Here is a 13,093-nt window from a genome sequence, read left to right as displayed (position 1 = left end):
TTGTCACACCTAGCACATTTTCGGTCGGTTTCAGCGAAGAAAGGATAGGCCGCAAACCGGAAAACCGGCAGGTTAATCGGTGACATCCGACGAAGATGGCCACACCGGAAACTGGACCCGGGCAAGTCCTGGTTCTATTCTCGGGAAAGTCGGCACCGGCTGTTCAGGAAACGCGCGAACAGATGGAACAGCCGGTGCCTAAGCCTTCGGGCGGCGAACCGCCCGAAGGTGTTCACTTATCTTTATTGACCGCCACCCAGCTGGTGGACGTAAGCCGAAACGGCGCGGATCTGTGCCTCGGTCAGGCGGTTTTCCCACGCTGGCATGACCCCGAAGCGGCTGTACGTAACCGTCTCGGTCAGCGCCTCTTCCGAGCCGCCGAACAGCCAGATCGCGTCGGTCAGGTTCGGTGCACCTTGCGTGACGTCGCCGGTCCCGTCCTCGCCATGGCAGGACGCGCAGTTGTCCTCGAACACGACCTTGCCAGCCTGTGCCGAAGCATCGTCGGTCTGGGCGTTGGTCAGGGACATGACATACTGAACCACCTGCGTGATCTCTTCCGCTTCGAGGATTTCACCAAAGGCAGGCATTTCGGAATAACGCGCATCGTCGCTTTCTTCGTTTCGAATGCCATAGGCCACAGTGTACTCGATATCCTCGAGCGAACCGCCCCACAACCAGGCGTCATCCAACAGGTTCGGGAAACCCGGCGCACCCTGCGCACCCGAGCCGTGGCACTGCGCGCACCACGTGCGGAACACGGCGCCACCCGAGTTGACGGCGTATTGCTGCAATTCGGCATCCTTGGCGATGTCTTCCAGCGGCGTTTCCACCAGCTTGGCGTTCCAAGGCGCATTTGCTTCTTCGAACGCAACCATCTCCTGCTGCACCAGCGCCCGAGAAGACCAGCCCATGACACCGGCGGTTGCCGACTGTACCAGAGGCCATGCCGGATACATGATCGTGTAAATCACACCCCAGACGATGGTGGCGTAGAAGGTCCACAGCCACCAGCGCGGCATCGGATTGTCGAATTCCTCAATCCCGTCCCAGCTGTGGCCGGTGGTGTTCGGATCACCCGGCTGTTTTTCAGGTGTCTTGCTCATTGCCGCGCCTCCTTGGATGTGGCGGGTTTGTCTTGATGCCGGAAGGGGATGTTGGCGGTGTCATTGTATTCCTTGCTGGCACCGGGGCGGAAAACCCAGATGATGATGCCCACAAAGAAGACAAACAGCACAAGCAGCATCCAGCTGTCCGCGAACTGCCTGAGAAGGGTGTACTCTTCCATCACGATCCTCCCTTAGCGGCTTGCGTCCGGGGTGAAGGTCGAGAAATCGACCAGCGTTCCCAGCATCTGCAGATAGGCGACCAGCGCATCGGCTTCGGTCAGTTCGGGCTGACCGTCGAAGTTCCGCACGTTGACCTTGTCGCCATAGCGTTCCAGCAGCCCGTCATAGTCGCTGTCCGGATCGGCCTGAGCGCGGAAGTCCGCCACGGCGTTTTCCAACATCTCGTCGGTGTAGGGCGTGCCGACCATCGCGTTCGCTTTCATGATGTCGCCAATGTATTTGCCATCGATCTTGCGATGCTCGAGGAAGCCGTATTTCGGCATCACCGATTCCGGCACCACCGACTGCGGATCACGCAGGTGGTCCACCTGCCACTGATCCGAATACCGGCCGCCGACACGGGCCAGATCGGGCCCGGTGCGCTTCGACCCCCACTGGAAGGGATGGTCATACATCGATTCAGCCGCCAGCGAGTAGTGGCCATAGCGTTCGACCTCGTCCCGCATCGGACGGATCATCTGGCTGTGGCAGGTATAGCAGCCTTCGCGGATGTAGATCTCGCGCCCCGCCATCTCGAGAGGGGTGTAAGGACGCATGCCCTCCACCTTCTCGATGGTGTTCTCAAGGTAGAACAGGGGCGCGATCTGCACGATGCCGCCGATGGTCACGACCAGAAAGCTGAAGATCAGCAGGAGGGTCGCGTTGGTCTCGAGGATCTTGTGTTTGTCGAGAATTGCCATAGCTCCGGCCCTCCTTATTCAGCCGGGACCGCGACGGTCAGGCTGGCCTCTTTGGCCGGCGCTTTCCGCACAGTCATCCACAGGTTGTAGCACATGATCACAGCGCCAGCGACGAACAGAACGCCACCCAGAGCACGCACCACATACATCGGGAACTTGGCGGCCACGGTGTCGGCGAACGAGTTCACCAGGAAGCCGTTGGCATCCACTTCACGCCACATCAGGCCTTCCATGATACCGGTCACCCACATCGACGCGGCGTAGAGCACGATGCCGATAGTCGCGAGCCAGAAGTGCCAGCTGACCATCTGCAGCGAGTACAGGCGTTCCCGCTTCCACAGAACAGGCACCAGGAAGTACAGCGCACCAAAGGTGATCATGCCGTTCCAACCCAGCGCACCCGAGTGCACGTGACCAATGGTCCAGTCAGTGTAGTGAGACAGGCTGTTGACCGCGCGGATCGACATCATCGGGCCTTCAAAGGTGGACATGCCGTAGAAACCGACCGAGATCACCATCATGCGGATCACCGGGTCTGTACGCAACTTGTCCCATGCACCCGACAGGGTCATCAGACCGTTGATCATGCCACCCCAGGACGGCATCCACAGGATCACCGAGAACACCATACCCAGCGTCGACGCCCAGTCAGGCAGCGCGGTATAGTGCAGGTGGTGCGGACCGGCCCAGATATACAGGAAGATCAGCGCCCAGAAGTGGATGATCGACAGCTTGTACGAGAACACGGGGCGCTCGGCCTGTTTCGGGATGAAGTAGTACATCATGCCCAGGAAGCCCGCAGTCAGGAAGAAGCCCACGGCGTTGTGGCCATACCACCACTGGATCATGGCGTCCTGAACACCCGACCAGACGATGACCGATTTCGAACCCCAGATGCTGACAGGGATGGTCATGTTGTTCACCAGGTGCAGCATTGCGACAGTGACGATGAACGCCAGATAGAACCAGTTGGCCACGTAGATGTGGGGCTCTTTCCGCTTGATGATCGTGCCCAGATAAACGGCCAGATAGGCGACCCAGACAATTGTCAGCCACAGGTCAACATACCACTCGGGTTCGGCGTATTCCTTGGATTGCGTACCGCCAAGGACATAGCCGGTTGCCGCCAGCACGATGAACAGCTGATAGCCCCAGAAGACGAACCACGCCAGATTACCACCCCACAGGCGCGCGGCGCTGGTGCGCTGCACAACATAGAACGAGGTTGCGATCAAGGCGTTGCCACCAAAGGCAAAAATCACCGCCGATGTGTGCAGCGGACGCAAACGGCCGAAGTTCAGATATCCTTGGGCCCATTCGAAATTCAGTGCCGGAAAGGCCAACTGAAACGCAATGAAAGTTCCTGCAATAAACCCGACCACGCCCCAGAAGGCAGTTGCGATCACGCCATAGCGGATCACGTCATCCATGTACTCGGCCGAGCGGTCTACGAGAATATCTGGCTCATCTGTGTTTCGAAGCGTCCAGATGAACAATCCAACGGCGATCAGCATCACCAGAATCGCGTGCACCTGATACGCCAAATCCCGTGCATAGTTGGACCCGATCGCGGCAAAAATCACGATCAGACCAAGCACGATCAGCTTGATGTAATTTGACATATTGCGTCCCTTTGCATGCCCCGTGCGATTCTTGACGCCGCACGAAACCCATTTGACTGGCCGCTGTTCTGTCTGACAAGGGCCATAGCTGCTTTGATCTGTGTCAAGACAATAGCCTGTTTTCCGTGGCAGTGATAAACAATTGAGTGGGTTAACTGGTCGCAGCTTGCCCCCCGCGCACATCGAGTGAGGTCAAAATGGCTTACAAATCCCTTCTAACAGTCATGACAGAGACAAAGCAGGCGAACGCGGCACTGGCCCAGCTTGTAGCTCTGGCAAACGCGCAGGACGCGCATGTCGAAGCGCTGTGCCTCGGCGTTGATCGCAGCCAGACCGGCTACTATTACGCTGGCGCAAACGCCTTGATCCTTCAGGAGACGCTCAGCCGCGCCAATGCCGATTCTGACGCTGTTCTGGAGTATGCAAAGAACTACCTGGGCAAAACCGGGATCCGCTGGTCCGCGGAAAACGGCGTGGCCCAGATTGCCGATATCGGCCGCCACGTGGCCCATCGCGCACGGTTTTCCGATCTGGTTGTGCTGCCGCAGCCCTATGGCGAGGATCGCGCGGCCGAGGCTGAGCCCATCATAGAAGCCGCCATGTTCGAAGGCCACGCCCCGGTTCTGGTTGTGCCCGATGATGTGACGCCGTTCGAGAAACCCAAAACCGTTCTGATCGGATGGAATGAAAGCGTCGAGGCCATGCGGGCCATCCGCCGCGCCCTGCCCTTCCTGAAACAGGCGGACCTGGTGCGCATCGTCGTCATCGATCCGCCGCGCCACGGACCAGACCGCTCGGACCCGGGCGGATTGTTGTCACAAATGCTGGCCCGGCACGGGGTGAAATGCGAAATTGACGTGCTGAGCAAAACCATGACCCGCGTCTCGGACATCCTCAACCGCCATGCCGGCGATACCGAGGCTGACCTGATCGTCATGGGCGCTTATGGCCATTCGCGGTTCCGCGAGGCCATTTTGGGCGGTGCCACCCGGAACATGCTGGAACAATCCGTTGTGCCGGTCTTTTTGGCCCATTGATCCGAAAAGACGTGCGGCTTGCAGATACTGCCCCTTTCATCGGGGCAGTATTCTAGACTAGTTGCGCCGGATCAGGCCGATCACGAACAGCAGGATCACCGCACCGATGGTGGCGAAAAAGATCGACGAGAACAGCCCGCCGCCAACCGAAAAGCCCAAGGCCGGGAAAATCGCGCCCGCAAGAAACGCGCCGACGATCCCGATGATGATATTGCCGAACAGGCCAAAACCCCGGCCTTCCATGATCTTGCCTGAAAGCCATCCGGCGATTGCGCCGATGAACAACATTGCAAGCAGGCTGGTGAACTCCATCCGAATCTCCTTTTGCGTATCGGGTGTCAGACCAGAAAACCGCCGTCCGCATCATCGCCGGCCTCATCCATGAGGCGCGCCATGTCCGGAATGGTCACGTGGCGTTTTCCGTCCAGTGTAATGACGCCGTCCTTTTTCAGCGCCGACATCTGGCGGCTGACCGTTTCCAGTGTAAGCCCCAGATAGTCCGCCATCGCCTCACGCGTGAGCGGCAGATCAAACACCATTGGACCGGAGTTGCTTTTCTGGGCCACCGAAGCATCGCGCCGCGCGATGATCGACAACAGGCTGGCAATCTTCTCGCGCGCGGTTTTGCGCCCAAGGACAAGCATCCACTCGCGGGCCGCATCCAGCTCATCCAGCGTCATCTGCAGCAGCCGGTGCGCAATATGCGGGGTTGTGCTCATCAATTCTTCGAACGGTTTCTTGCGGAAGCAGCACATCACCAGATCAGTTGTGGCCTGAACATCATATGGCGCAGTTTCGCGTCCCGGACGGCCCACAAAGTCGCTGGGCAGCAACAGGCCCACCATCTGGGTCCGGCCATCCTCCATCGTCTGCGTCAGCGAGGCGATGCCCGAAACCACGGAGCCGACAAAATTCATCTGATCGCCGGACCAGATGATTGTCTGCCCGGCCTCGAAACTGCGGTAGAACTTGATCTCTTCCAGTTCCACAAGCTCGTCGGGTTCGCAATGGGCACACACGGCACGATGCCGGATCGGGCAGTCCGCACAATTCGAGTGGTCAAATTGGGAATTCAGGTTCATTCGCGTTTCCACTTGATCTCAGTCAAGGTCTTGTTGAAGGCCGTCCCTTAACGGTATCGCCATGATAGTGAAACCACAATTAGCACAGCTTGGACTATTTGACGCTAAAGTTCCGCGTTACACAAGCTACCCGACAGCGCCCCACTTCAGCAACGATGTGGGATCAGGCATGTTTGGCGACTGGATTTCGGGCATTCAGCCCGGAAGCGCCGTGTCCCTTTACATCCATGTCCCCTTTTGCCGCAGACTGTGCTGGTTCTGCGCCTGCCGGACCCAGGGAACACAGACCGACAACCCCGTCATCGCCTATGTCGACGTTCTGAAGGCCGAGCTTGATCTGCTGGCCGCGCGCCTGCCCGAGGGCGTCACCCTGTCCCGGCTGCACTGGGGCGGCGGCACGCCAACCCTGCTGAACGCCGATTTGATGCGCGATCTGGCAGCGCGGATTCTGGACATCGTGCCGCTGGGCCCGGACGCAGAGTTCTCGGTCGAGATCGACCCGAACGAAATCGACGAAGCACGGTTGGACGCTCTGGCCGCGGCGGGCATGAACCGCGCCTCGATCGGGGTGCAGGATTTCGACGACGAAATCCAGAAAACCATCGGCCGCATCCAAAGCTACGACACAACGCGCAAGGCAATCGACATGATCCGCGCACGCGGCATCACCAGCCTGAACGCCGATATCCTGTATGGGCTGCCGCATCAGACCAAGACCCGGATGACCGAAAGCGTACAAAAGCTGCTGTCGCTCAGCCCGGACCGCGTGGCGCTCTATGGCTATGCCCATGTGCCTTGGATGGCCAAACGCCAGCAGCTTATCCCCTCGGACGCGCTGCCGACGCCGGAACAGCGGCTTGACCTGTTCGATACCGCGCGCCGCCTGTTCATGTGGGACGATTACGCCGAGATTGGTATCGACCATTTCGCGACGCAGGATGACGGGCTGACCCGTGCACTGCAGACCGGAAAGCTCAAACGGAACTTTCAAGGCTATACCGACGATCAGGCCGAGGTTCTGATCGGCGTTGGTGCCAGCTCGATCTCAAAGTTTCCGCAAGGGTACGCCCAGAACGCGCCAGCGACGTCAGCGCATACCAAGGCCATCCGGAACGGCCAGTTCTCGACCTCGCGCGGGCACCTGTTCAAGGGGCAGGACATCCTGCGCGCCCGCCTGATCGAGGCGCTGATGTGTGATTTCCGGATCGATTCGGCTGAAATCCTGCGTGACCACGACATCTCGGTCGGGGAACTGCAGGGCATGTTCAACACGGCCAACGATGCGTTCGACGGGTTGCTGCAGGTGACCGGGGACGGTCTTTTCATCCCGCCCGAGGCCCGTGCCCTGACCCGGATGATCGCCCGCAGCTTTGACGCCTATGACCTCAGCAAGGCAGGCCACAGTTCGGCCATCTGATTGACTTCGGACAGAGGGGGGGTTGACGCAGACAGGGGGTATTCCGCAAACTTAAGAACGCGGGCGGCAAGCCGCCCCAACCCCGAGGCAGATCCGTTTTCAGGCAATTGACCCCTGCGCGTCAGCGCAAGGCAGCCGATATCGCGCAGTCGTTCTTAAACCTGAAAGAGGGACAGCACTCATGCGCGTTTTCACCGTCCTCGGCCCCAGTCAATCGGGCAAATCCACCCTGGTCGAGGCCATCAGCCGCCTTGATGGTCGGCCAACAACATTCGACGTATCCGGAACCGTGCATCTGCACGGTTTTTCTTATTTGGACGAGCCGTGGTGCGCCATCGACGTGGATGGCGGCGGGGATTCCCTGGCCTATGTCGGTCCTGCCATGGCAATCTCGGACGCGGCGGTTGTGGTGGTTCCGCCCGACCCGGACGCCGCAGTGCTGTGCGCCCCCTATCTCAGACTGGTCGAAGAAGCCGGGATTCCCTGCTTCCTGTTCATCAACCGGATGGACAACCCCAACGGCCGCATCCGCGATATCATCGCGGCCCTGCAAACCTATTGCACCCATCATATCGCGCTACGGCAGGTGCCCATTCGCGACGGCGAGGCCATCATCGGCGCGGTTGATCTGATATCCGAGCGGGCGTGGAAATATCAGGAAGGCCAGCCCTCGGCCCTGATCGAACTGCCTCAATCGGTCGAGGACCGCGAACAGGAAGCGCGCACGGAATTACTGGAAACCCTGTCCGACTTCGACGACAAGCTGCTGGAACAGCTGATTGAGGACAAGCAGCCCCCCAACGAAGAGGTTTTTGAACTGGCCGCACAGGTTCTGCAGAACCACCAGCTGATCCCCGCTTGCCTGGGCGCCGCCAGCCACGGCAACGGCCTGACCCGCCTGATGAAAGCCCTGCGCCACGAAGCGCCCGAGTTCGACATCGCCGCCGGGCGGGATGAGGCCGCAGACAATGCCCGCGCCATTGCCGGGTTCGCCGACGTGAAAAAACACATTGGCAAGATCATCGTGCTGCGCGGCCTTGGCGAAGGCGTCACCGCGCATGAGGCGTTGGGCGGCGAAACCGTCGGCAACCTGACCACGCTGGACGCCAAGACCCAGATCGGCGCGCTTGAGGCCGGTCAGATCGGTCTCGCCGTCAAGTCCGATCACCTCAATCCGGGCAACATTTACGACAGTTCCTCCGCCACGCCTCTGCCAGACTGGGCCACCTCGCGTCCCGCGGCGCATCGGCAGATCGTCTCACCGGCGCATGAACGGGATGACGTACGCCTGTCCAACGCGCTGAGCCGCCTGGTCGAAATCGATCCCGGCCTGACCCTCGAACAGGACGAACTGAGTGGCCACGCGATTCTAGGCTCGCAGGGCCCTCAACATATGCGACGCGTCACCGCCAAGCTGGCCGAGGATTTTGGGATCGAAATCGAGGCGGATCAGGTCGAAACTGCCTATCGCGAAACTATCCGGACACCGGTTGAACATCGTCACAGACACCGCAAGCAATCGGGCGGTGCCGGTCAGTTCGCTGACGTCGTGATCACTGTCGCGCCCATGCCGCGCGGATCGGGCTTTCAGTTCGAAGAGGTTGTCAAAGGCGGCGCAGTTCCCAAGAACTACATTCCGTCGGTTGAACACGGCGCGAAAGACGCGCTGGTTGAAGGCCCCGAAGGCTTTCCCGTTGTCGATGTCAAAGTCACGCTGAGCGATGGCAAGCACCACAACGTGGACAGTTCGGACTATGCCTTCCGTACTGCCGGCAAGAATGCCGTGCGCGAGGCACTGCCGCAGGGCAAACCCGTTGTCCTGCAACCGATCCTGAACGCCGAGATCCACCTGCCGTCGGATTTTGTGGGCGACCTGGTGCCGACGATCAGCTCGCTCCAGGGGCAGGTTCTGGGTTTCGAAGGCAACCCCAACGCCTCGGGGTGGGAGATCTTCAACGCTCAACTTCCCGCCGTGGCCGAGGATGAGCTGCACCGCACCCTTGCCAGTGCCACGCGCGGTACCGGCTGGGTCAAGCTGAGCTTCGATCACTATCAGGAACTGCGCGGACCGGTGCCGAAATCGGCATCGCGTGAAACGGCCAACGCCTGACGCACCGTGGCGGGCTGCTCTCAGCCCGCCGCCGCGATCAGTTCTCGGGTGTAATCGGTCTGGGCATTCTCGAACAGGTCCTCGGCCCGGCCCATCTCGACCACGTCGCCATTTCGCATGACGATGACGTTGTGCGACATGGCGCGTACCACCTTCAGGTCGTGGCTGATGAACAGATAGGCCAGCCCGTATTTCTTTTGCAGATCGCGCAGCAGGTCAACGATCTGCACCTGCACTGTCATATCCAGCGCACTGGTAGGTTCATCCAGCACCAGCAGTTTGGGCCGCAGCACCATGGCCCGCGCGATGGCGATGCGCTGGCGCTGACCGCCGGAAAACTCGTGCGGATACCGGTCCATCGCCGCCGGGTCCAGACCGACTTCGGCCATCACCTCGGCCACCAGTTCGCGCGGCGCGCGGTGCGGGTCAACGTTGTGGATCGCCAAGCCCTCGGCAATGATCTGCTGGCAGGTCATGCGGGGGCTGAGGCTGCCGAACGGGTCCTGAAACACGATCTGCATATCCTTGCGCAGGCGGCGCAATTCACGCGTGGACCAGCGGCGCACGTCCTGATCGCGGAATGTAATCCCGCCTTCAGAGGCAATCAGCCGCATGATCGCCAGCGCCAGCGTCGTCTTGCCCGACCCGCTTTCGCCCACGATCCCCAGCGTCTCACCCGCACGTACCGACAGCGTCGCGTCGTTGACGGCCTTCACATGGCCCACCGTCCGCTTGAAGAACCCGCGCTGAATCGGAAACCACACTTTCAGGTGGTTCGTCCGCGCTACTTCCTCGGCATCGGCGGCCACCGGATCGGGTTCGCCCGACGGTTCCGCCGCCAGCAGCTTGCGCGTGTAGGGATGCTGCGGGTTGTCGAAGATTTCGGCGGTTTCGCCGGTTTCGACAATCTCGCCGTCCTTCATCACGCACACCCGATCGGCGATCCGCCGCACGATACCCAGATCGTGGGTGATGAACAGCATCCCCATGTTTTCCGATTTCTGCAGGTCAGCCAGCAACTCCAGGATCTGCGCCTGAATTGTGACATCCAGCGCGGTTGTCGGCTCATCCGCGATCAGGATGTCCGGCTTGTTGGCCAGCGCCATCGCGATCATCACCCGCTGGCGCTGTCCGCCAGACAACTGGTGCGGATAACTGTCCAGCCGATCCCTCGGGTCGCGGATGCCAACCTTGATCAGCAGTTCCACAATCCGCTCGCGCGCTTCGTCGCCGGTTACACCCTGATGCAGGGCCAGCGACTCGGCCATCTGCTTCTGGATCGTGTGCAGCGGGTTGAGCGAGGTCATCGGCTCCTGAAAGATGAAACTGATATCGTTGCCGCGCACATCCATCAGCCTGTCCTCGGACGCGCCGATCATTTCCTGACCTTCATACGTGACCGAGCCTTCGACAATCGCGCTGTCACCCAAAAGCGAAACCGTGCTCAGCGCCGTGACAGACTTGCCCGACCCCGATTCCCCAACCAGCGCGACCGTTTCGCCCCGGTCGACGGTGAAGGACACGCCCCTGACCGCCGCGGAAACCTGCCCGTCCTGCCGGAACGAGACCCTGAGGTTATTCACATCCAACAAGCTCATGAGAACGTCTTTCTGGGGTCAAACGCATCCCGCACGCCTTCAAAGATGAAGACCAGCAGCGACAGCATGATGGCAAAGGTGAAGAACGCGGTGAAGGCCAGCCACGGCGCCTGCAGGTTCTGTTTTGCCTGCAAGGTCAGTTCGCCCAGTGACGGGGCCGAGGACGGCAGGCCGAAGCCCAGAAAATCCAAACTGGCCAGACCCGCGATGGTGCCGGTAACGATAAATGGCATGAAGGTCAGCATGGCCACCATCGCGTTGGGCAACATGTGCCGGAACATGATCGTCATGTTGCCGACGCCGAGCGCCTTGGCGGCGCGGACATATTCAAGGTTGCGCGCACGTAGGAATTCCGCCCGCACAACCCCGACCAGCCCGGTCCAGCTGAACAGGATCATCAGGATGACCAGCAACCAGAAACTTCGTCCCAGAACCGCAAACATGATGATGATGACATAGAGCGACGGTGTCGCGGACCAGATCTCGATTATCCGCTGGAAGATCAAATCCAGCCAGCCGCCAAAATAGCCCTGGATGGCCCCTGCAAACACCCCGATCAGGCTGGCCGCGCCGGTGACGACCAGCGTGAACAGGATAGACAGCCGGAACCCGTAGATCACGCGCGCCAGAACATCACGTTTGGTGTCGTCGGTGCCCAGCAGATTCTGCCCGTTCGGCGGCAGTGGTGCCGCACCCGGCCGATCAACGCTGGTGTTGTAGGAGTACGGAATTGGCGGCCAGATCGCCCAGCCCCGCTCGAACCCGTCCGCCTGAAAAGTGCCGGCATCGATCTCTTCGATGATCCGCTCGGGGTCGTCAAAACACTGATCAAGACCACCGCTGTCGATCAGGCATCTCACCTCGGGGTCGCGATAAATGGCTTCGGTCTGGAAATCCCCGCCAAATTCGGTTTCGGCGTAGAAATTGAACACCGGCGTGAAGAACTCGCCCCGGTATTTCACCAGAATCGGTTTGTCGTTGGCGATGAACTCGGCGAACAGCGACAGGCCGAACAGTACCGAGAAGATGATCAGCGACCAGAACGCGCGACCATTGCGCCGGAAGTTGCGCCAGCGGCGCTGGTTGAGAGGGGACAGCGCCATTTACCCCTCCCGCTTTTCGAAATCGATGCGCGGGTCGACCACCACGTACATCAAATCGCTGATGATGCCGACCACCAGCCCCATCAGACCAAAGATGAACAGTGTGCCGAATATCACCGGATAATCCCTTGCCACCGCGGCCTCGAACCCCAAACGGCCCAGCCCGTCCAGCGAGAATATGGTCTCGATGATGATTGAACCGCCAAAGAACACCCCGATGAACACCGCCGGAAAGCCCGCAATAACGATCAGCATCGCATTGCGGAACACATGACCGTACAGAACCTTGCGCTCGCTCAGGCCCTTGGCGCGGGCGGTCATCACATATTGCTTCTTGATTTCATCCAGGAACGAGTTCTTGGTCAGCAGCGTCAGCGTTGCAAACGCCGAAATCGTCAGCGCAATGATCGGCAGGGCAATGTGCCAGAAATAGTCCGCAATCTTGCCAATCAGGCTGAGGCTGTCCCAATTGTCAGATGTCAGCCCACGCAGCGGGAATATCTGCCAGTAGGATCCGCCCGCAAACAGCACCAGCAGCAGGATGGCGAACAGGAAACCGGGAATGGCGTAGGCCACAATGATGGTTCCGCTGGTCCAGGTATCAAAGGTCGATCCGTCCTTGATGGCTTTGCGGATGCCCAGCGGGATCGACACCAGATAGGCGATCAGGGTCGACCAAAGACCCAGCGAGATCGAAACCGGCATCTTTTCCAGCACCAGATCGATGACGCTGATGGACCGGAAATAGCTCTCGCCGAAATCCAGCGTCAGGTAGTTGCCCATCATGCTCAGAAAGCGCTGGAGCGGAGGCTTGTCGAAGCCGAACTCTTTCTCCAGTTCGGCAATGAATTCAGGCGGCAGCCCCCGCGCGCCGACATATTTGTCCTCAAAGGCGCCCCCGGCAGGTTCCGAGGCCGCCCCGGAATCGCCACCGCCTGCAAATCCGGCAAACACATCGCCCTGCCCTTCGATCTGGGCGATGATCTGTTCAACCGGCCCGCCCGGCACGAACTGCACCAGCGTGAAGTTAACAATCATGATGCCCAGAAGGGTCGGAATGACCAGCAACAGGCGTCTTAGAATATACGCGCCCAT

Annotated in this window: 12 protein-coding genes; 3 read left to right on the top strand and 9 right to left on the bottom strand. The window is 60.0% G+C overall.

What is annotated here, in order from left to right; all coding sequences use genetic code 11:
* Positions 1-242: 242 nt before the first annotated feature.
* Genes ccoP through ccoN form a run of 4 tightly spaced genes read right to left on the bottom strand, consistent with a single transcriptional unit; the run spans position 243 to position 3,651 of the window.
* Positions 243-1,106 carry a cytochrome-c oxidase, cbb3-type subunit III gene (ccoP, locus tag ACR1XU_RS08215; RefSeq protein ID WP_170613587.1) on the bottom strand — a complete coding sequence of 288 codons (864 nt, stop codon included), beginning with the start codon at positions 1,104-1,106 and terminating at the stop codon, positions 243-245.
* On the bottom strand, positions 1,103-1,288 hold the full coding sequence (locus ACR1XU_RS08210; protein WP_170613588.1) for a cbb3-type cytochrome c oxidase subunit 3: 186 nt from the start codon (positions 1,286-1,288) through the stop codon (positions 1,103-1,105). Before ACR1XU_RS08210 ends, ccoP begins: the two co-directional genes overlap by 4 nt.
* Before the next feature lie 12 nt (positions 1,289-1,300).
* Positions 1,301-2,029 carry a cytochrome-c oxidase, cbb3-type subunit II gene (gene ccoO / locus ACR1XU_RS08205; RefSeq protein ID WP_170613590.1) on the bottom strand — a complete coding sequence of 243 codons (729 nt, stop codon included), beginning with the start codon at positions 2,027-2,029 and terminating at the stop codon, positions 1,301-1,303.
* Between the two features lie 14 nt (positions 2,030-2,043).
* The gene (gene ccoN / locus ACR1XU_RS08200) at positions 2,044-3,651 is read right to left on the bottom strand and encodes a cytochrome-c oxidase, cbb3-type subunit I (protein WP_170619174.1); all 1,608 of its coding nucleotides are present in this window, start codon (positions 3,649-3,651) and stop codon (positions 2,044-2,046) included.
* 197 nt (positions 3,652-3,848) lie between these two features.
* Between ccoN and ACR1XU_RS08195 the strand changes: the two genes are divergently transcribed.
* Positions 3,849-4,688 (top strand): universal stress protein, encoded by an 840-nt coding sequence (locus ACR1XU_RS08195; protein WP_170613594.1) that lies wholly within the window; start codon positions 3,849-3,851, stop codon positions 4,686-4,688.
* Positions 4,689-4,745: 57 nt separating this feature from the next.
* Here ACR1XU_RS08195 and ACR1XU_RS08190 read toward each other — a convergent pair whose 3' ends face one another.
* Together ACR1XU_RS08190 and fnrL are read right to left on the bottom strand one after the other, a co-directional pair.
* Positions 4,746-5,000 (bottom strand): GlsB/YeaQ/YmgE family stress response membrane protein, encoded by a 255-nt coding sequence (locus ACR1XU_RS08190; RefSeq protein WP_170613596.1) that lies wholly within the window; start codon positions 4,998-5,000, stop codon positions 4,746-4,748.
* A gap of 26 nt (positions 5,001-5,026) precedes the next feature.
* Entirely contained in the window at positions 5,027-5,770 is a 744-nt protein-coding gene (gene fnrL / locus ACR1XU_RS08185) for a transcriptional regulator FnrL (RefSeq protein WP_170613598.1), read from the bottom strand.
* Between the two features lie 61 nt (positions 5,771-5,831).
* On the opposite strand from fnrL, the gene hemN reads away from it, so the two are divergent.
* Positions 5,832-7,187: an oxygen-independent coproporphyrinogen III oxidase gene (gene hemN, locus ACR1XU_RS08180; RefSeq protein WP_480903450.1), complete on the top strand. Its 1,356-nt coding sequence runs from the start codon at positions 5,832-5,834 to the stop codon at positions 7,185-7,187.
* A 181-nt stretch (positions 7,188-7,368) separates the two neighbouring features.
* Positions 7,369-9,297, top strand: coding sequence for an elongation factor G (locus tag ACR1XU_RS08175; RefSeq protein WP_170613602.1), 1,929 nt, complete (start codon positions 7,369-7,371; stop codon positions 9,295-9,297).
* A gap of 20 nt (positions 9,298-9,317) precedes the next feature.
* On the opposite strand, the gene ACR1XU_RS08170 is transcribed toward ACR1XU_RS08175, so the two are convergent.
* Genes ACR1XU_RS08170 through ACR1XU_RS08160 form a run of 3 tightly spaced genes read right to left on the bottom strand, consistent with a single transcriptional unit; the run spans position 9,318 to position 13,093 of the window.
* Positions 9,318-10,895 carry an ABC transporter ATP-binding protein gene (locus ACR1XU_RS08170; RefSeq protein WP_321251197.1) on the bottom strand — a complete coding sequence of 526 codons (1,578 nt, stop codon included), beginning with the start codon at positions 10,893-10,895 and terminating at the stop codon, positions 9,318-9,320.
* The gene (locus ACR1XU_RS08165) at positions 10,892-11,998 is read right to left on the bottom strand and encodes an ABC transporter permease (RefSeq protein WP_170613606.1); all 1,107 of its coding nucleotides are present in this window, start codon (positions 11,996-11,998) and stop codon (positions 10,892-10,894) included. Before ACR1XU_RS08165 ends, ACR1XU_RS08170 begins: the two co-directional genes overlap by 4 nt.
* Positions 11,999-13,093, bottom strand: a complete 1,095-nt coding sequence (locus tag ACR1XU_RS08160) for a microcin C ABC transporter permease YejB (RefSeq protein WP_480903452.1) — start codon at positions 13,091-13,093, stop codon at positions 11,999-12,001. It abuts the gene before it with no gap.

This window comes from Ruegeria sp. D1(2025) (assembly GCF_056536425.1).
The sequence above is the reverse complement of the archived record's forward strand: the minus strand, read 5'-3'. Positions and strand labels throughout refer to the sequence as shown.